17 protein-coding genes are annotated in these 18,841 nt (G+C 73.0%); 3 read left to right on the top strand and 14 right to left on the bottom strand.

Going from position 1 to position 18,841, the window contains the following annotated elements; all coding sequences use genetic code 11:
• Positions 1 to 14: 14 nt before the first annotated feature.
• The 4 genes from ABGB06_RS10045 to ABGB06_RS10030 all read right to left on the bottom strand — a co-directional run bounded on the left by ABGB06_RS10045 (position 15) and on the right by ABGB06_RS10030 (position 3,854).
• Positions 15 to 650 carry an NAD(P)-binding domain-containing protein gene (locus ABGB06_RS10045; RefSeq protein WP_347587443.1) on the bottom strand — a complete coding sequence of 212 codons (636 nt, stop codon included), beginning with the start codon at positions 648 to 650 and terminating at the stop codon, positions 15 to 17.
• A 99-nt stretch (positions 651 to 749) separates the two neighbouring features.
• On the bottom strand, positions 750 to 1,178 hold the full coding sequence (locus ABGB06_RS10040; RefSeq protein WP_347587441.1) for a DUF2267 domain-containing protein: 429 nt from the start codon (positions 1,176 to 1,178) through the stop codon (positions 750 to 752).
• Positions 1,179 to 1,218: 40 nt separating this feature from the next.
• Complete coding sequence (locus tag ABGB06_RS10035; RefSeq protein ID WP_347587439.1) at positions 1,219 to 1,374, bottom strand: 2Fe-2S iron-sulfur cluster-binding protein; 156 nt, start codon at positions 1,372 to 1,374, stop codon at positions 1,219 to 1,221.
• Positions 1,374 to 3,854: a phosphoketolase family protein gene (locus tag ABGB06_RS10030; protein ID WP_347587437.1), complete on the bottom strand. Its 2,481-nt coding sequence runs from the start codon at positions 3,852 to 3,854 to the stop codon at positions 1,374 to 1,376. The genes ABGB06_RS10035 and ABGB06_RS10030 overlap by 1 nt, the downstream gene beginning before the upstream one ends.
• 74 nt (positions 3,855 to 3,928) lie before the next feature.
• Here ABGB06_RS10030 and ABGB06_RS10025 point away from each other — a divergent pair, with 74 nt between their 5' ends.
• The gene (locus ABGB06_RS10025; protein WP_347587435.1) at positions 3,929 to 5,074 is read left to right on the top strand and encodes an acetate/propionate family kinase; all 1,146 of its coding nucleotides are present in this window, start codon (positions 3,929 to 3,931) and stop codon (positions 5,072 to 5,074) included.
• A gap of 31 nt (positions 5,075 to 5,105) precedes the next feature.
• Here ABGB06_RS10025 and ABGB06_RS10020 read toward each other — a convergent pair whose 3' ends face one another.
• On the bottom strand, positions 5,106 to 5,603 hold the full coding sequence (locus ABGB06_RS10020; RefSeq protein ID WP_347587433.1) for a GNAT family N-acetyltransferase: 498 nt from the start codon (positions 5,601 to 5,603) through the stop codon (positions 5,106 to 5,108).
• Positions 5,604 to 5,757: 154 nt separating this feature from the next.
• Between ABGB06_RS10020 and ABGB06_RS10015 the strand changes: the two genes are divergently transcribed.
• A complete protein-coding gene (locus tag ABGB06_RS10015) occupies positions 5,758 to 7,200 on the top strand; it encodes a GntP family permease (protein WP_347587431.1) in 1,443 nt (480 codons plus the stop codon).
• Between the two features lie 21 nt (positions 7,201 to 7,221).
• Here the strand turns inward: ABGB06_RS10015 and ABGB06_RS10010 are convergent, their stop codons facing one another.
• Positions 7,222 to 7,683 carry an ATP-binding protein gene (locus ABGB06_RS10010; RefSeq protein WP_347587558.1) on the bottom strand — a complete coding sequence of 154 codons (462 nt, stop codon included), beginning with the start codon at positions 7,681 to 7,683 and terminating at the stop codon, positions 7,222 to 7,224.
• 236 nt (positions 7,684 to 7,919) lie between these two features.
• A complete protein-coding gene (locus tag ABGB06_RS10005; RefSeq protein WP_347587556.1) occupies positions 7,920 to 9,584 on the bottom strand; it encodes a SpoIIE family protein phosphatase in 1,665 nt (554 codons plus the stop codon).
• Positions 9,585 to 10,160: 576 nt separating this feature from the next.
• Here ABGB06_RS10005 and ABGB06_RS10000 point away from each other — a divergent pair.
• Positions 10,161 to 11,177, top strand: coding sequence for a chitinase (locus ABGB06_RS10000; protein WP_347587429.1), 1,017 nt, complete (start codon positions 10,161 to 10,163; stop codon positions 11,175 to 11,177).
• Positions 11,178 to 11,252: 75 nt separating this feature from the next.
• Here the strand turns inward: ABGB06_RS10000 and ABGB06_RS09995 are convergent, their stop codons facing one another.
• The 7 genes from ABGB06_RS09995 to ABGB06_RS09965 all read right to left on the bottom strand — a co-directional run bounded on the left by ABGB06_RS09995 (position 11,253) and on the right by ABGB06_RS09965 (position 18,763).
• Positions 11,253 to 11,933, bottom strand: coding sequence for a class I SAM-dependent methyltransferase (locus ABGB06_RS09995; RefSeq protein WP_347587427.1), 681 nt, complete (start codon positions 11,931 to 11,933; stop codon positions 11,253 to 11,255).
• Between the two features lie 88 nt (positions 11,934 to 12,021).
• Positions 12,022 to 12,846 (bottom strand): creatininase family protein, encoded by an 825-nt coding sequence (locus ABGB06_RS09990; RefSeq protein WP_347587425.1) that lies wholly within the window; start codon positions 12,844 to 12,846, stop codon positions 12,022 to 12,024.
• A 17-nt stretch (positions 12,847 to 12,863) separates the two neighbouring features.
• Complete coding sequence (locus ABGB06_RS09985) at positions 12,864 to 14,300, bottom strand: FAD-binding oxidoreductase (protein WP_347587423.1); 1,437 nt, start codon at positions 14,298 to 14,300, stop codon at positions 12,864 to 12,866.
• A 7-nt stretch (positions 14,301 to 14,307) separates the two neighbouring features.
• Positions 14,308 to 15,483: a hypothetical protein gene (locus tag ABGB06_RS09980; RefSeq protein WP_347587421.1), complete on the bottom strand. Its 1,176-nt coding sequence runs from the start codon at positions 15,481 to 15,483 to the stop codon at positions 14,308 to 14,310.
• A gap of 146 nt (positions 15,484 to 15,629) precedes the next feature.
• Positions 15,630 to 16,541: an ABC transporter permease gene (locus ABGB06_RS09975; protein WP_347587419.1), complete on the bottom strand. Its 912-nt coding sequence runs from the start codon at positions 16,539 to 16,541 to the stop codon at positions 15,630 to 15,632.
• Entirely contained in the window at positions 16,538 to 17,287 is a 750-nt protein-coding gene (locus ABGB06_RS09970; protein WP_347587417.1) for an ABC transporter ATP-binding protein, read from the bottom strand. Before ABGB06_RS09970 ends, ABGB06_RS09975 begins: the two co-directional genes overlap by 4 nt.
• 216 nt (positions 17,288 to 17,503) lie before the next feature.
• Complete coding sequence (locus tag ABGB06_RS09965) at positions 17,504 to 18,763, bottom strand: amidohydrolase family protein (RefSeq protein WP_347587415.1); 1,260 nt, start codon at positions 18,761 to 18,763, stop codon at positions 17,504 to 17,506.
• Between the last annotated feature and the right edge of the window lie 78 nt (positions 18,764 to 18,841).

Raw genomic sequence — 18,841 nt, 5'->3', positions numbered from 1 at the left:
GGGCCAGGCGGGGGTCAGGCGGCGCGCAGCAGGGTGACGGCCTCGTCGGCGGACACCTCGGCCGTGTAGACGCTGCTGCCCGGCTGGTGCTTGCGGCCGCCCTGGGCGAGGGTGCCGGCGTCCACCGGGTCGAAGCCGATGTCCCGGACCAGGTTCGCGACGACGCCCTTCGCCCCGTCGTCGTCGCCCGAGATCGGGATGGCCAGGCGTTCCGGCTGGCCCGGCTGGTCGGGGGGACGGGCGCGGTCGCGCAGGTTCTCCGAGTAGATGGCGTTGAACGCCTTGACCACGTCCGCGCCCGTGAACTGCTGGAGCTTCTCGCTGGACGTGGTGGCGTCGTCGTCGAGGTCGGCGAAGTGGCCGTCCCGGCTGGGGTAGTAGTTGCAGGTGTCGACGACGACCTTGCCGCGCAGCTCGTCGACGGGCAGCTCGCGGTAGCGGCCGAAGGGGATGGACACCACGATCAGGTCGCCGAACGCCGCCGCCTCGCGAGCGGTGGCGGCGTGCACCGGACCGCCGATCTCCGCCACCAGGTCCTGGAGAGTCTCGGGTCCCCGGGAGTTCGCGATCGCCACCTCGTGCCCGATGCGGGCGAAGTGCCGGGCGAGCGTGCCGCCGATGTGGCCCGCGCCGATGATTCCGATGCGCACGATGTCCCTCCGGGCTGCCTGGGAAGCAGGTCTGGTCTGCTCGGCGGGTTACCACCCGGAGGGCGTCGAAACGGCGCGAAGTCCGACTTTTCGGTCGGTCTACCGGCCCAGACCGTTGGCCCGGCGGGTGGGGAACAGCTCGCGGATGTCCGGGGGCAGCTCGTGGGCGACCTTCGTCATCAGCTCGGGGGCGACGGCGGCGTCGAGCACCTCCAGGACGGCGGTGGAGCGCTGCACCGCCGCGTCCTCCGTGGTGCCGAGGCGCCCGGCGACCCGGCCGGCGAACGCGACGAGGTCGAAGCGCTCGGCCTGGGCGGGCGGCAGGCCGGCGCGCTCCTCGGCGGCGGTGCTCCCCCTGACGGAGGCGTCCAGGCCGGTCGGGAGCTGTGCCGCCAGATGGGCGGCCGTTCCGGGCGGGATCCGCTCGGCGAGCGTCCTGAGCACGGCCCGGGCGGCCTGTTCCGCGGAGCCGCGGTCAGGGAGCTGGGCGACCGCCTGGACCTTGCCGATCAGTTCGTCGTGCTGCACGGTTCCTCCTCTGTCTCGTCGCTGTCTCCGTCGCTTGTCCCTATCGCTGTCGTCGTTCCGCCGCGGCCCGCAGGACCGCGCGGCGGATGGGCTCGTAGCCGGTGCACCGGCAGAGGTTGGAGGTCAGCAGCTCGCGCAGCCGCTCCGGATCGTCGACCGGGGACGGGTCCTCGTCGAGCGCGGCGGCGGCGAGCATCAGGAAGCCGGGGGTGCAGAAGCCGCACTGCAGGGCGTGCTCGCCCTGGGGGTCTGGGAGGTGCCCCCATGCGTGACCTCGGGCGGGTCGACGCCCGTGCGGCGGAGCTCCTCCCGGATCGCGTCGCGGCGGTGGGCGTAGTGCGTCGCCAGGTCGCCGGTGTCGGCCGGCCGGCCGCGCAGGTGGTCGAGCGCGGTGATGGCCAGGTCGTGCCGGGAGACGCCGTTGTCGATGAGCAGGTCGTACGGCGTGGTGGTGGTGCCCTCCTCGACGTAGCCGCGCACGTGGAACCGCTCGGCGTCGGGGCGGCCGTGCAGCAGCTCGTGCACGGCGGACGGGTAGCCGTGGAAGTCCAGGACGACGGGGGTGTGGGCGCCGAAGAGGCCGAGGAAGTCCGCCTCGTGCATGCCGTGCGGATGGCGCCGCGGCGTGGCCAGCGCGCAGAGGTCGACGATGTTGACGACGCGGAGCCGCACGCCGGGCAGGTCCCGGCGCAGCAGGTCGGCGGCGGCCAGCGTCTCGACGGTGGGGATGCCGCCCGCGCAGGCCAGGACGAGGTCCGGGTCCTCGCCGTCGTACGTCGAGGCCCAGCGCCATGTCGAGGCGCCGGCCGCGCAGTGCCGGCGGGCGGCGTCCAGGTCGAGCCACTGGGGGGCCGGCTGCTTGCCGGCGACGACGACGTTGACGCGGCCGGTGTCGGCCAGCACCCGCTCCATGGTGACCAGCAGGGTGTTGGCGTCGGGGGGCAGGTAGACGCCGGTGACGGTGCTCTTCCGGTTGAGGACGTTGTTGATGAAGCCGGGGCCCTGGTGGCTGTAGCCGTTGTGCTCCTGCCGCCAGCCCTCGCTGGTCAGCAGGTAGGTGAGGCTGCTGACGGGGGCGCGCCAGGGCACCTCGTGCGACATCTTCAGCCATTTGCCGTACTGGTTGAGCATGCTGTCGACGATCGCGGCGAACGCCTCGTAGGTGGGGAAGAGCCCGTGTCGCCCGGTCTGCAGGTAGCCCTGGAGCCAGCCCTGGCAGTCGTGCTCGGAGAGCACCTCCATGACCCGGCCGTCCGGCGCCAGCGCCTCGGAGTAGCCCTCGACCGGCCAGGTGTAGGCCCGTCCGGTGGCGTCCAGCACCGCGTCCAGCCGGTTGGACGCCAGCTCGTCGGGGGAGACGATCCGGAAGGTGCGGTCCTTCTCGGTCCGGCGCATGACCTCGGTCAACCAGCCGGCCAGCGTCTCGTTGGGGCTCACCGAGACGGCGCCCGGGCCCTCGCCGATGTCGACCGCGTAGGGCTCCAGGACCGGCAGGTCCAGCGGCACCCGCAGCCGGCCGCCGTTGCCCGCCGGCTGCATGCCGAGCCGCCGCCCGCCCCGCGGGCAGCGGGCCAGCACGTCGGGGCTCGGGCGGCCGTCGTCGGCGAACAGCTCCTCGGGGCGGTAGGACCGCAGCCACGTCTCCAGGGCGGCCAGTTGCTCCGGATCGTCGCGGACGTGTGGCAGCGGGATCTGGTGGGCGTTGAAGGTGCCCTCGAGCGGCGTGCCCTCGATCTCGGCGGGGGCGCCCTGGCCCTTGAGGCTGCGCAGCACGATCACCGGCCAGGCCGGCCGGACCGGGCGGGCGCCGCCCCGGGCCGCCGCCTGGATCTCGCGGATGGCGTCGTGCGCCTCCCGCACCGCGTCGATGAGGGAGGCGTCTCCCGGGCCCTGCCGGCCCGGTCGCATGTCCACGATCCGCGGGTCCCAGCCGTGGCCGCGGAAGAACGCGGTCAGTTCGGCGTCGGACATGGTGCCGAACAGGGTGGGCGAGGCGATCTTGTAGCCGTTGAGGTGCAGCACCGGCAGGACGGCGCCGGAGGTCACCGGGTCGAGGAACTTCGGGGAGTGCCACGCCGTGGCCGTCGGCCCGGTCTCGGCCTCGCCGTCGCCGACGATGCAGGCCACCAGGCGGTCCGGCGCGTCGAAGGCCGCGCCGAAGGCGGTGGCCAGCGCGTAGCCGAGCTCGCCGCCCTCGTGGATCGTGCCGGGCAGCGCCGGGGACAGGTGACTGGGGAACCCTCTCCCGGGCCCGGAGGGCCCGGGAGGTGCCCCGGTGGGCGCGCAGTAGCGGCGGGCGAGCTGGGTGAGCCCGGCCTCGGTCCTGGCGAGCGCCGGGTCGTACTCCTCGTGGGTGCCCTCCAGCCACAGGTTGGCGTGGTTGGCCGGCGCGCCGTGTCCGGTGCCGGTCACCAGCAGCACGTCGGCGTCCCGGTCCTGGACCAGCGCGTCGAGCGCCTCGTAGACCATGGTGATGCCGGGGCACGAGCCCCAGTGGCCCAGCAGCCGCGGCTTGGTGTGCTCGGGGCGCAGCGGCTCCCGCAGCAGCACGTTGTCCTGGAGGAAGATCAGCGCGGCGGCCACGTAGTCGGCCGCCCGGCGGTACGCCGAGCTCCCGTGGTGCTGGCTCTGGCCTCCCGGGCCTGTCTCCCGGCGTTCCCGGACTTCCTGTGCCATGCGCGGTCTCCGTTTCCGTGGAGTTCCCCCGGGGTACCCCGGATGCCGCCGCGCACACGGCCGGAGGAGCCCGGATGCCAGAGGTCGAACGGGGAATCGAGCGGGGAGTCGAACGGGGTCCCGTCCTGGTCGCCGACGCGGGCTCGTCGAGCCTCCACCTGACCGTCTTCGCCGCCGACGGCTCGGTCGTGGCGGAACGGGACAGCACCTCGCCGCCCGGCGACGACGCGCCCGACCAGCTGCGCCGGCTGCTGGCGGACGTGGGCCCGCCGGTCGCGGTGGGGCACCGGGTGGTGCACGGCGGGCCAGAGCTGCGGCACCACGCGCGGGTGGACCGCCGGGTGCGGAAGCGGCTGGGTGAGGTGGGGGAACTGGCGCCGCTGCACGTGCCGCCGGCGCTGGCCGTGCTCGACGCGGCCCGCGAACTGCTGCCCGACGTGCCGCACGTGGCCTGCTTCGACACCGTGTTCCACGCCGGGCTGCCGGCGGCGGCCCGGGAGTACGCGGTGCCCGAGGAGTGGCGGCGCGACGACGGCCTGCGGCGCTACGGCTTCCACGGCCTGTCCTACGCCTGGGCGCTGGACCGGGCCGCGGCGGCGCTCGGCCGGCGGCCCGGGGAGCTCCGGGTCGTGCTCGCCCATCTGGGCGGCGGCTGCTCGGCCTGTGCGGTGCGCGAGGGGCGCAGCGTGGACACCACGATGGGCTTCACGCCCCTGGAGGGGCTGGTGATGAGCCACCGCAGCGGCAGCGTCGATCCGGGCGCGTTGCTGTGGTTGCAGACCCGGCGCGGGCGGGGCGCCGAGGAGATCGCGGAGGCGTTGAACCACCGCTCCGGGCTGCTGGCGCTGTCCGGGTCCTCCGACGACACCCGCGACCTGGTCAGGGACCGCGCGGCGGGGGACCGGCGCGCGACGCTGGCGCTCGACGTCTTCACGCACGGCGTCCGCCGGGGCGTCGCGGCGATGGCCGCGTCCCTCGACCGGTTGGACGCGGTGGTCTTCACCGGCGAGATCGGCGAGGACCAGCCGGAGGTGCGGGAGGAGGTCTGCGCCGGGCTCGGCGCCCTCGGGGTGCGGGGCGGGCTGCGGGTGATCGAGGGCGCGGTGCCGGACACCGAGGTGGTCAGCCCGCCGGACGCTGCGGTCCCGGTCGTGGTGGTGCCCACCGGCGAGACCCGGCAGGTGGCCCTGGAGACCCGGGCGGTGCTGGCCGCCGGCTGACCGGGGCGGGGGCGAACGGGCGGCCGGCCGCTCAGGGCGTCTCGGGGCGGTGCAGGGCGAGGACGACGACCGGGGAGCCGAGCAGCACGTCATCGCGGAGCCGGGTGAACCCGAGCCGTTCGGCGACGCGGAACGAGGCGGCGTTGTCCGGGTGGATCATGGCGGTGACGTAGTCCAGGTCCAGCGTGGCGAAGCCCCAGTCCAGGCAGGCCCTGGCCGCCTCGGTCGCGTAGCCGTGGCCCCAGTACGCCGCGGCGAGGGTCCAGCCGATCTCGGTCTCGTCGAAGTCCGCCCAGTAGTTCAGTCCGGTGCGTCCGACGAACGCGCCGTCGGACCGCTGGTACACGGCGCACAGGCCGTGGCCCCGCTCCTCCCACTGGCGCTCGACCCGCCGCAGCCGCTCCACCGTGTGCTCCCGGGAGTACGGGCCCACGAACCGGTTGACCCGCGGGTCGGAGTGCAGCGCGAACCAGAGGTCGGCGTCCGCGACGCCGAGCGGCCGCAGTCGCAGTCGCTCCGTCTCCAGCATCCGACGAGCCTAGCTCGACGAGCCCGGCGCGGGGCAGACCGCCGGTTGGCCGTCGTGACAATCCCCACGTCATGGCCGTGCATGAGTCGGGCAGGCGCTCCGGAGAGGTCAGACGTTCGAGGGTTCGGGCGTTCGAAGGTAGGAGGGAGCGCCCATGGAGGCGATGGAGCCGGCGTACGGCACCGCCACGTTGTTGACGATCGCGGCGGGGGCCGTCGCCCTGCTGTTGTTCCTGATCATGAAGGTGAAGCTGCACGCCTTCGTGTCGCTGGTGCTGGTGAGCGTGATGACGGCGATCGCCGTGGGGTTCCCGCTCGCCGACATCCCCGACGTGTTGATGTTCGGCTTCGCGGACACCCTCGGGTCGGTCGCGTTGCTCGTGGCCTTCGGGGTGATGCTGGGCCGCCTGCTGGAGATCACCGGGGGCGCCCAGGTGCTGGCCGACACGCTGATCGGCCGGTTCGGGGAACGCCGGGCGCCGTTCGCGCTCGGCGTGGCGGCGCTGCTGTTCGGCTTCCCGATCTTCTTCGACGCCGGGCTCGTCGTCTTCCTGCCGATCATCCTCACCGTGGCGCGCCGCTTCGGGGGCTCGCTGCTGCTCTACGCGTTGCCGGCGGCCGGGGCCTTCGCCGCCATGCACGCCATGGCCCCGCCGCACCCCGGGCCGGTCGCCGCGGCCGAGGCGCTCGGCGGCAACATCGGGATCGTCATGCTCGTCGGCGTCCCGATCGGCGTGGCCGCGTGGTACGTCGGCGTGATGCCGGTGTCCCGGGCGATGGCCGCCCGGTTCCACGTGGACGTGCCGGAGGCGTTGTTCGGCGAGGTCAGGGACGACCGGGGGCGCCCCGCGAAGGGCGAGGAGCGGGAAGCCGGCCGTGAGTCGGGCGAGGCCGGGGACGCGGGGCGCCGGCCGCCGGCGTTCGGCGTCGTGCTGTTCCTGCTGCTCGTGCCGCTGGTGCTGATCTCGTTCGACACGGTCATCGACACGCTGGTGAGCGCCGGCGTGGTCGACGAGGGGGCGGGCTGGGCCGTGTTCCTCGGCCTGCTCGGGAACACCACCGTGGCGCTGCTGATCTCGGTGATCGTCGCGGTGGTCCTCATCGGCCGCCCGCGGACGACGTCGATGTCCCAGGTCAGCGACGTCCTGGACAGCGCGCTGGGGCCGATCTGCTCGATCATCCTGATCACCGGGGCGGGCGGCATGTTCGGCGGTGTGCTGGAGCTCAGCGGCATCGGGGAGGAGCTGAGCACCTCCCTGTCGGACCTCGGGATGTCGTTGATCGTCCAGGCGTTCGTCATCTCGGCCCTGCTGCGCGTGGCCCAGGGCTCGGCGACGGTGGCCCTGACCACGGCGTCCGGGCTGCTCGCGGGTTCGGTCGCGGAGGCCGGCCTCGGCGACTTCCAGATCGCCCTGCTGGTCGTCGCCATCGCGGCCGGGGCCACGGTGCTGTCGCACGTCAACGACTCGGGGTTCTGGTTGGTCAGCCGCTTCTTCGGGATGGACGAGAAGACGACGCTGAAGACCTGGACCGTGATGGAGACGACGCTGGGTCTGGCCGCGTTTCTCATCGCCCTCGGGCTGTGGGTGGTCACCTGACGACCGGATCGTCGGACCGGGTCAGGCCGCCGGGGCCTTCGCGTGCTCCGCGTTGGCCAGCTCGCACCAGACGATCTTCCCGGTGTCGCGCGGGCTGAGATAGCTGCCCGAGTGGTCCGTCAGCGCGCGGACGATGTGCAGGCCGCGGCCGGACTCGCTCTCGTTCTCCAGCGGGCGGGCGGCCGGCAGCCGGACGTCGGTGTCGTGGACCTCCAGGCGCAGCGACGTCGGCCTGGCCGACAGGCGGATCCAGATCGGCTGGTTGATCCCGGGCCGGGTGTGGACGACGGCGTTGGTCACGAGCTCCGAGACGATCAGCTCCAGCGTGGTCGCGTGGTCGTCGAAACCCCGCGCGGTCAGCGCGATCCTGACGAACCTGCGCGCCAACGGGATGGAGGTCGCGGTGTTGTCGAGGCTCAGCCAGCCGAGGAGTTCGGCGGGGCTCGTTGACTTCTGGCGGGCCACGAAACGGCCGGTATGCATGCTCACGGCGGATACCTCGCGAACGGGGGCATCTCCCGGGCCCCCGGGGCCCGGGGGAGGGACGGTAGCCGACAGGTCGTCACGGGCAGCGGCCGGGGGCCGCCCGGCGGGTGCCGGGCGGCGATGGCCGCTGTCCGATGAACGCACCACGGTCGGGTACCGCGTCCGCGCCGTCGGACACGTCCCGTTTCCGGCCGGAGTGGTGCGGGCCGGAGTGGTGCGGGGCGTCGGGCGGGTCAGGGCGTCGCGGGCATGCGGACGGCGAGCATGGCCACATCGTCCTCGTTGTCCGTGGGGCGGACGCGGTCGAGCAGCAGGTCGCAGAAGACGTCCAACGGGCGGTGCGCCAGCGCGGCTCCGTGCCGGCGGAGCCGGGCCAGGCCCTCGTCGAGCGAGTGTCCCGGCGACTCGATCAGGCCGTCGGTGTAGAGCACCAGCGTGGCCAGCGGCGGCAGCGTTATCACGGCGTCGCTGCGGGGGGAGGTGATGCCCGTGCCGAGGAGGACGTTGTGGCCGGCGTCCAGGAACTGGGTCTGCCCGTCGTGGCCCACCAGCATCGGCGGCGGATGCCCGGCGTTGGTCCACTGCAGCCGCCACCAGCCGTCGACCCGCTCGATCCAGCCGAAGACCATGGTGGCCATCGACGCCTCGACGATCTGCACCATCGCCTGGTCCAGGCGTTCGACCGCGCGGCTCGGCGAGTCCGTCTCGTGGGACCAGGCGTAGGCGCGGAGCATGTTGCGGATCTGCGCCATGCCGGCCGCGGCGTCCAGATCGTGGCCGACCACGTCGCCGATGGCCAGGGCGGTGGGGCCGTTGGGCAGCACGAACGCGTCGTACCAGTCCCCGCCGACCTGGGAGGACTGGGGCGCCGGCAGGTAGCGGGCGGTCATCCGCACCCCGGGCACCCGGGGCAGCTGCGGCAGCAGATGGCGCTGCATGGTCTCGGCGACCCGCCGCTGCCGCTGGTACAGGCGGGCGTTGTCCAGGGCGAGCCCGGCCCGGCGGGCGATGTCGTTGAGCAGCGACAGCTCCGTGGTGCCGAACGCGCCGGCGCGCTGGGAGCGACCCAGGGTCAGGGCGCCGAGCACCTCCCGCAGGCCGTGTATGGGCGTGATGACGGCGGAGTGCATGCCGGTCGCCCGGAAGAGCTCCTGCTGGATCACCGTGATGCCGGAGTCCGGCGGGCCCTGGTACGTCTCGGGTCCGACCAGCGTCGCGGAGGCGCCGCGCAGCGCCCGGGACAGCGGCATCGGTGACTCCGGGGGGACCGGGGGCATCGGCCCCTCCATGTCCGCGTGACGCGCCAGGGCGCCCTCCTCGTGACCCACCACCGTGGTACGCCACACCTCGCCGCCCTCGTCGATGAGGTCCACCACCGCCCAGTCGCCGAGCCGGGGCACCAGCAGCTGCACGAGGCGGCGCAGCGCCTCCTCTATGACCAGGGTCGAGGTGAGCAGCGTGGTCGTCTCGGCCAGCAGCGTCAGGCGCTCGAGCTCCGTCAGCGGGGTCGACGGGTCGCGCTCCACCCACTCGGCGGGCTCGTCGTCGGGGGAGGACCGGTGGAAGACCACCAGGGCCCCGTCCTCGCCGTCGGGGAACCGGCAGGGGGCGACCAGCCAGGACATGGGCAGCGGGGTGCCGTCGCCGCGCGCGAACCAGCCCTGGTCGTTCCGCGCCGTGCGCTCCCCGAGCAGCCCGCGCATCATCAGGCACTCGGCGCGGGGGATGGTGTTGCCGTGCTGGTCCCGGTGCAGCAGGTCGTGGGCGTCCTGGCCGAGGAGATCGGCGGCGGGACGGCCCAGCAGCTCCTCGGCCTGCGGGTTCACCTCGACGATGCGGCCCTGGTGGTCGACCAGGTACACACCGAGGTCGGGCAGCTCGGGGAGTCCGTCGAGCAGCCTTCTCGGAGGCTCCGGAGGCTCCGGAGGCTCCGGCGGCGCCGGCGTCTCCTGCTCCCGCCCGGCGTCCCCGTGGGCGTGGGAGACGATCACTGAGTGGACCTCCTCGGTGTGGACCCCCGTCTTGTTATCACGTTAGTCAGCGCCCGCAGCTGCCGCGCGGTATTCCACGACCGGATCTCCACAGCGCCCCGGGGGGCGCGGCCGACGCGTCACGTCACCGTGTGCGACGACAGTTCGCGGAGCGGAGTCGGGGCAGCAGCCCGCCGCTGGTCGATCGACGCTTCGGATCCGAAGAACCGGGGCGGCGAACCAGAACCGGACCGGAGCCGAACCGGCTGCCGGAGCGGAAGCCAGGCCGGAGACCGGACCGGAGACCGGACCGGAAACCGAGACGGAAAGTGTCCGGTGTCCGCTCCGGGCACCACCCGTGCAGACGCCTCCGCGTCCACGCGTTGACGACCCGTCTGGGGTCGTTTGCCTCCCGGGCATTGACAGCGGGCAATGGTCTGGACCACATTCTTAGCTCGACGGTGGCCACCGTTTCCTCCATCCCCCACACACCTCGGAGGCGAAGTGGACAGCACCTCAACGACGCGTGCCCGACGATGGCGAGTGGCCGGGGTGGCCGCCGCGGTCGGGGCGGTGGTCGCCGCGGCGACGGTCGTCGGGACGGCCGGGACCGCGGGCGCGGACCCGGGGACGACGGCCGTGCCGCGACACGCGCTCACCGGCTACTGGCACAACTTCGACAACGGGTCCGTCGTGCAGAAGTTGGGCGACGTGGCCCCGGCGTACGACATCATCGCGGTCTCGTTCGCCGAGGCCACGGGCACGCCGGGGGAGATCGACTTCACCCTCGACCCGGCCGTCGGCTACGCCTCGGAGCAGGAGTTCAAGGACGACATCGCCGCCAAGCAGGCCGCGGGGGCGTCGGTGATCATCTCGGTCGGCGGGGCCAACGGGCATGTGGCGATCAACGACTCCGCCTCGGCGCAGGCGTTCGCCAGCAGCACGCTGGCGTTGATGGACGAGTACGGCTTCGACGGCGTCGACATCGACCTGGAGGCCGGTATCAACGCCCAGTACCTGACCCAGGCGATGGAGGCGATCCACGCCTCGGCGGGCGACGATCTCGTCTACACGATGGCGCCGCAGACGCTCGACATGCAGAGCACCAGCACCGAGTACTTCCAACTCGCTCTCAACACACGGGAGTTCCTCACCGTCGTCAACATGCAGTACTACAACAGCGGTTCCATGCTGGGCTGCGACGGACAGGTCTACTCCGCTGGCAGCGTGGACTTCCTCACCGCGCTGGCCTGCATCCAGCTGGAGAACGGCCTGGCGCCCAGCCAGGTCGGCCTAGGGGTGCCGGCCTCGCCGAGCGCGGCTGGTTCCGGCTACGTGGACCCCGGCGTGGTGACGGACGCCCTGGACTGCCTGACCCGCGGCACCGGCTGCGGTTCGTTCGTGCCCGACCAGACGTATCCCGACCTGCGCGGGGCGATGACCTGGTCGGTCAACTGGGACGCGGCCTCCGGCAACGCCTGGTCCGACGTGGTCGGGCCGCACGTGGACGCGCTGCCGTAGGCGCGGCCGTCCCACCGCCCGCCCGTCCCGGCGACCCCGGGGCGGGCGGTCAGGGGTGGGCGGTCAGGGGCCGGATCACACGGTCGCGACGAGGGCGTACCGCTCGTCGGTCACCGGGCGTCCCCAGAGGGCGGAGGCGGCGCTGAGGTGCGTCACGCGCAGGTCGCTGACCAGCGGGCGCACGGCGGCTTCGAGGCCGGCGGCGGGTATGCCGCCGGCCCAGGGCAGCGGCTCGGCGCCCGCGCCGTACAACGAGTCGGGCTGGCCGCCCCGGCACCAGCGGCCCTCCACCAGCACCAGGGTGCCGCCGGGCCTGAGCAGGCTCGTCCAGGCGCGGAGCGCCGCGTCGGGGTCCGGCAGCGTCCAGAGCAGGTGGCGGCAGAGCACGGCGTCGAACCGCAGGTCTCCGGTGGCGGGCGCGGCGGCGTCGCCGACCAGGAAACGGGCGGCCAGGCCGGCCGCCGCCAGCTTGGCCCGGGCCGCCGCCACCATCCGCGGCGCCAGGTCCACACCCGTCACCCGGTGCCCGAACTCGGCCAGCAGCAGGGCGAGCGAGCCGGTCCCGCAGCCGACGTCCAGCACGTCGGCCGGCTCGGGCGGCAACCAGGAGCGCAGCAGCCGAGCCCAGGCGGCGCGCGTCTCCGGCGCGCGCAGTCCGTGGTCCGGCTCCTCGTCGAAGACCGGGGCGACGTTGTCCCAGTACGTCGTGATGGCGGTGTGCGTGTCGGCGTCGGTGCCGGCGTCGGTGTCATGCATGCCGACGATGATGGCAGCGACCACTGACAGTGGCCGGGCCCCGGCGACGGGCCCTCGCGACGGGCCGCGGCGACCCGCCGGGGCGCCGTCAGGGCCGGTCGGGCTCGCCCTGCGGGCGGCGAGGCGGCGGCGCGTCGGGACGGAAGTAGGCGCATTCGCGGAGCGCGGCGGCGGCGCGGCCGACCGCGGCCTCGACGAGTACGCGGCCGCGTTCCGCCGTGGCGCCCGTGGGATCGCCGACCACGCCCGACCCCGGCCCGTCGCCCGCCGCGAAGTCGTCGCTGGTCCAGCCGAACGCGACCGGCCTGCCGAAGCCGATGTGCTGGTATTCGGCCAGATGTTCGGGAACGCTGCGTTCGGCCCGGGCCATGTCCACCAGGTCGGGACGCAGGTGCAGCATGGCGGCGGTCTCGTTCAGGCCGCCGTGCACGCCCATGCCCAGCTCGGGGGAGGGCGAGGCGCCGCCCTGGTCGGCGGGCAGCGAGGCGTGCAGCAGGAAGGTGCGGAGGCCGTGCCGGGTGCGCAGCTCGCGGAGGGCGACGCCGAGCAGCGCGCTGTTGCCGCCGTGCGCGTTGACGAAGGCGAGTCGCCGCACCGGTCCCGCGGCCAGCGAGCGGCCGATGTCGTCGAGCACCGCCAGCAGCGTGCTGGCGCTCAGCCACAGCGTGCCGGGCGACCAGGCGTGCTCGTCGGACTTCGTGTAGACCAGTCCGGGCAGCAGCGTCACGTCGCAGTGCTCGGCGGCGGCCCGGGCCGCGCCCTCGGCGACCGCCTCCGCGATGAGGTGGTCGGTCGCGACCGGCAGGTGCGGTCCGTGCTGTTCGACGGAGCCGACCGGCAGGACGGCGACGGTGTCGGGGGACAGCGCGGCGATGTCCGGGCCGGTCAGCTCGATGAATCGGGTGAGTGCCATGAGGGTGCGCCCGTCCTTCAGGGAACGAGCAGCTTGCCGGGGTTCAGCAGGCCCAGCGGGTCGGTGCTGCGCGCGGTCTCCCGCACCAGGTCGAGCCGCCGGTCCACGTACCAGTTGTGCACGTCGTGCACCCGGACGCCGAGCGCCTCCAGGGCCTCGATGCCCTGGTAGACGGTCTGCTCGTCCTCGTAGTGCGCCATCAGCATCCCCACGGTGCCGGTGCGCATGCCCTCCAGGTGCAGCACGGTGCCGGGGAAGACGGACCGCACCTCGGTGAGGTCGCCCAGCAGCACGTCGCCGCCCACCTCCAGGTGGAAGTAGCCCTCCCTGGCCTTCATCAGGTGGTACGTGGGGTGGTTGAACGACAGGGAGCTGACCAGCGCCGGGCCCTCGGGCGCCGGCCGGATCTCCAGCACCCGGCCGCCGTGCCGTTCGACCAGTTCCCTGGCCGCCGGCGCCGCCTCCTCCTCGATGATGGCCCGCAGGCTGGGGCCCGCCGGGTCGAGCGCCGGGTCGGGGGCGTAGGTCTGCACCAGGCCCGGCTCGTCGAGGGACACCAGCCGCGGCGCGGGGTCGAGCGCCACCAGCGCGCTGAGGGTGGTGGTCGCCGCCCCCCAGCCGTCGCCGTCGAAGGTGGCGAACAGGCCGGTCCAGGCCCGCGCCGCCTGCAGGCTCACGGTGGCCGTGGTGAGAATCCCCGTGGTGCCGTAGGCGTGGATGTACGGCAACGCGTCCGGGCCGCGCACCGTGAACGGCTCGGCCGACGCGGTGCACGGCACCACGGTCAGCTCCTGTACGAAGCCGTCCGCGTTGGAGCCGTGCACCAGCGAGCCGGTGCCGCCGCTGCCGCCGGAGAGGAAGCCGCCGAGGCTGGTGCCGAAGGTGGAGGGGAACATCCACAGCTCCTGCCCCCGCACCCTGGCGTGCGCCTCCAGCTCGGACATCTTCGCGCCCACCTCGGCCCTGATCCAGCCGTCGCCGGAGTCCAGGATCCGGGTGCACGCGGTGAGGTCGAGCACCGCGCCGCCGGCCAGCGGAATGGCCTGGCCGTAGTTGCCGGTGCCCTTGCCGCGCGGCGTCACCGGCACCCGGTGCCGGTGCGCCAACGCGAGGATGCCCGGCACCTGCTCGTGCGACGTGGGTCGCAGCACCACCTCGGCGCGCCCGGCGGGCAGCGCCGCGGCCTTGGCCGCGAGGATCGGCGACATGTGAGCCCAGTCCCGCGACGCCTTGTCCAACGCTGACTCGTCCCGCAACACCGCCTCGGCGCCGAGAAGTTCGGCGGCCTCGGCGCTGAACTCCTCGATGCCGGGAGTGCGGGGACGGGCCCCGCCGGTCCCCGACCCGGCGCCGCCTGGGGCGGCGGCCCGGGTGAAGCGCTCGTCGGCGACGAGCTCGGTGAGTCGGCGGATCTCGCTGGCGGACAGCGTCGCGGGTCTGGGCTCTTGCGTCATGTGGTGATCACTGCATTCCGATCGAGGGATCGATGAACTCGTTGGTGGCGAGGTCCTCGGCGCTCAGGTCCTCCGGCAGTTCGGCGCCGGACTCGGTGACGATCGGGGTGAACTTCTCCCGGGCGTCGTCGACCCGCTCCATGTCGAAGCTGCCGATGGTGCCGTCTTCCTCGTTGGCCAGGATGCCGAGGTCCACCATGGCCTCGGCGCCGTACGCGCCGGTCTCCTCGGTGTACACCCAACCGGTGTTGTACTCCGCGACGACCTCGGCGATCAGCTCCACCACCGGCTGCGGCTCGGCGGCGAAGTTCACGGCCGACTCCTGCAGGATCGGCACGAGCTTCTCCAGGCAGGCGGCGTTGTCCTGCAGCTCACCGGAGCGGACGGTGAGGGACTGCGGGTAGATGTTGTAGCCGACGTCGGCGAGCAGCTGGTACGCCACCGGCTTGCCCCAGGCGTCGACCTCGTTCTCGTAGATGTAGGGCTCCGCGGTGGCGTAGCCCTGCTGCGCGATGCTCGGGTCGGCGACGAACCGGGACGGCGAGCCGTCGTAGCTGGCGTCGAGCTGGTTCTCCTTGACGAGGCCCTCGGAGACCAGCATCGGGGCGTAGGAGCTGCCGGAGACGTAGACGACCTTCGCGTCGCTCTCGCCGATGTCCTCGATGCCCTCCCAGTCCGGGTTCGTCTCCGGGTCCCACATCAGCATCTGCGGGCTCTTGCGCATCAACGAGTACACCGCGGTGACCGGCCGGTCGCTGGCGGCGTTCATGGCGCCGTCGGTGGAGACCATGCCGAGCATGATGTTGTCGTCCAGGTACATCTGGGAGGGGATGTTCTGGTAGCCGATGGCCCCACCGCCGGCGCGCACCTCGATCTCCACACCGGTGTCCGCACCGTCGATCACCAGCGGGCCGCTGATGCGCTTCTGGTCGGTGTCGATCGTGTAGCCCGGACCGATGAGGTTGTACAGGGTGCCGTGTTCGATCTCCGGCTCCCAGTCGGTCTGGACCACGACGGTCTCCGGGCAGACGTCGGCGAGCTGCTGCTCCGGTGGCGCGGACTGGAGGGTCTCGGCCGACTCCGCGTCTCCCTCGTCGTCACCGCACGCCGTGGCGGCGGTGAGGACGAGGGCTGAGGTGATGAGCGTCGCGGAGATGCGTCGATAGCGCTTACTGAAGGACATGGCGGGCTTCCTGGACGGTGGTGGGGGCGTGTTGCCCCGGGGCAGGACGTGCAGAACGTGCATGGATGGTGCAGAACGTGCACACGTGCTGTACGTGCAGGAGTGCTAATCCCCAGACGTTGTTCGACACCTGAGGCGTGAGCACATTATCGGTCCGTGCCCGAACCGTGCCAGGAGCCCACCGCCAGACGATTGATGGCGGAGAAGACGAAGAACACCACGACGCCGAACAGCGAGGCCAGGATGATCGAGGCGAACACGTCCTCGGACTGGAGTCGCTGCCGGTAGACGTCCAGCAGCGTGCCGATGCCGGGCTCGCCCTGCCGGAAGAACATGTCGCCGACGACGGCGCCGATCACCGAGAGGCCCGCCGAGGTCCGCAGCCCGGTGAAGATGGAGGGCAGCGCCGCCGGCAGTTCGAGCTTGATCAGCCGGTTCCACCTGGTGGCGCGCTGCAGGGTGAACAGGTCGTGGTGCTCCCGGTTCACGGACTGGATGCCGAACAGCGTGTTGGCGATCATCGGGAAGAGCGCGATGATCACGCACACCACGGTGCGGCTCGGCAGGCTGAAGCCGAACCACATGCCGATCAGGGGCACGATCGCCAGGATCGGCACGGTCTGCAGGATCACCGCGTACGGGTACAGCGACCGCTCCAGCCACCGGGCCCGGCTCATCAGCACGGCCACGCTGACCCCGATCGCCACGGCGATCAGCAGACCGGTGAGCGCCACCCGGGCGGTCAGCATCAGCGCGTCGAGCTTCGGTTCCAGCTGCTCCCACTCCAGGAGCCCCTGGTTCAGCACGTCGTGCGGCGGCGGCACCAGCCACTGGCGGTCCGGCTCCAGGAAGACGTAGCTGATCAGGTACCAGACGCCGATGGCGACCACCGCGGAGCACAGCGGCGCGACGACCGCGGTCAGCCGCTCCCGGTTCCTGCCGCCGCCGCTCTTCGCGTGCGCCCGACCCGGCCGCAGCGGCGGCGGGTTGGTGAGGGCGAGGGTGTCGGGCCCTGAGCCGGGGTCCTTGGTCGCAGAGCCGACGGCCTGCACTGTCATTGGTTTCCTCCTCGCAACGCCGCCGAGACCTCTCCGGCGATCTTCGCGAAGTCCGGGTCGTACCGCAGCTCCGCGGGGCGCGGGTGCGGGAAGGGAACGTCGAAGGTGGCGATGATCCGTCCTGGCCGGGCGGACATCACGACCACCCGGCTGGCGAGGAAGCACGCCTCCGTGACGGAGTGGGTGATGAACAGCCCGGCGAACCGCTGCTCGGTGAGGATGCGCTGCAGTTCCTCCTGCATCCGCAGCCGGGTGATCTCGTCGAGCGCGCCGAACGGCTCGTCGAACAGGAACAGCGCCGGTCGCATCGTCAGCGCCCGGGCGAGCGAGACGCGCATCCGCATACCGCCGGACAGCTGGCGCGGCAGCTGCTTCTCCGCGCCCTCCAGGCCGACCAGGCGCAGCGCCTCCCGGGCGCGCGCCCGGCGCTCGGGCTTGGGAACGCCCGCCAGCTCCGCGGGCAGTTCGACGTTGCCCAGCACCCTGCGCCAGGGCAGCAGGGTCGGGTCCTGGAAGACGTAGCCCAACGAGTCGCCGTGCGGGGTCTGCACGGTGCCCGACGTCACGGGGTCCAGGTTGGACGCCAGCCGCAGCAGCGTGGACTTGCCGCAGCCCGAGGGGCCCACCACGGCGACGAACTCGCCCGCCGCCACGGACAGGTTCACGTCCGCGAGGGCCGTCGTGCCGTTGGGAAAGGTCTTGTGGACGCCGTCGAAGCGCAGCGCCGTCTCGACAGTGACAGACATCTTCCGGACGCCTCCTCTCACTCAGCCAAGCGCCGGCAAGGCTAGGGATGTTGATATCATGGACATTAATTGCTTCCCGTCGGTATCGGAGCGGTTTTCATTTACAGCTCCCGTGCACGCCCTCTGGCGTTCCTTCACCGGCCTCCCACTCCTCACCGCCGTCACCGCCGTCACCGCCGTCGCGGCAGGCACCGCCGCTGACCTCAGGCCCACGCGTCACCGCAACTCTCGCGCGACCCGGGTGCGGGCCACCAGCCGTCCGGCACGGAACACCACTCTTTCCGGACAGGCGGCGCCCAGCGCCTCCGAGAGCGAGTCGGCGCGCACGGCGAGCAGGTCGGCGAGCGCTCCCTCCGAGGGGCCGGCGGGTGGCAGTCCGAGCGCCTCCCTGGCCCCCGTGGTGACCGCGCGCAGCGCCTCGTCCGGGGTCAGATGCCCGGCCGTGACCAGCAACGACGCGGTCTCCAGCGGGTCGAACCGGCCCACCGGGTTGAACGGGTCGCGGACGTTGTCGCCGCCCGCGGCGACCGTCACTCCCGCGTCCAGCAGGGCGCGCAGCGCGGTGAGGCCGCGCGGCACACCCCGCTGGGCGCTCCCCGGGTCCCCACTGCCCGGGGGAGCGGGCTGCCGACCCTGCAGATAGAGGTTGGTCAGCGGCAGCGTGACGACGCAGACGCCGGCCGCCGCGACCTCCTTGGCCAGCCGTTTCGCCGCCGCCTCCGGCAGCGCGCCGAGGCTCACGCAGTGGCTGGCCACCACCGGCCCGCGGAGCCCGGGGCCGGCCGCTGCCTTCGGCTGGTTACGCGCGTCACTTCGGAGTGCGGCGCTGAGCAGCGACAGATCCCGGGAGGCCGGATCGAGGTTCTCGTCGGCGTGCAGGTCGAGCCGGACGCCGAACTCGTCGGCCAGCCGCAGCCCCTGCTCGACGGCCGCGGCCGGGTCGGTGGCCAGATGCGGGCAGCCGCCGAGCACGTCGGCGCCCATCCGCAGCGCCTCGCGCAGCAGCGGTTCGGGCGCCTCGGCGTGCAGCACCCCGATCTGCACCTCGACCCTGCGCCGCACCGCCGGCTCGTCGCGCAGCCGCAGGAGGGCCCGCAGGCCCCGCAACGGGTCGTCCCCCGGCAGCAGATCGACGTGCGTGCGCACCGCGGTGACGCCGTTCAGCACCAGTTCGTCCAGGGCCCGGCGCGCCCGTCCCGACACGTCCTCCTCGGTGACCCCCACCGCGTGGGCCCGCCAGGCGTCGATCGCCGCCGGCAGATCGCCGGGTGGGGCGCCGACCACGTCCCAGGTCAGCGACTTGTCCAGATGCGCGTGCGGCTCGGCGGGCGCCGGCAGCAGCAGGTACCCGGACAGGTCCAGCGCGTCGTCGCCGGCCGGCAGCTCGCCGGGCGGCGCCGTCCGGCGCACCCGGTCACCGTCGAGCAGCACGTCGCGCACGGTCCCGTCGGGCAGGCGGGCGTTACGCAGCAGCACGCGGGCACTCCTTCCGCCTCTGCTCGCTCTGCCCCCGCACGATAGACCCCTGTGCGACGAACGTGTGTACTCCGGGCT

Source organism: Streptomyces sp. B6B3 (genome assembly GCF_039871525.1).
Taxonomy (GTDB): Bacteria; Actinomycetota; Actinomycetes; order Streptomycetales; family Streptomycetaceae; genus Streptomyces.
The sequence above is the reverse complement of the archived record's forward strand: the minus strand, read 5'-3'. Positions and strand labels throughout refer to the sequence as shown.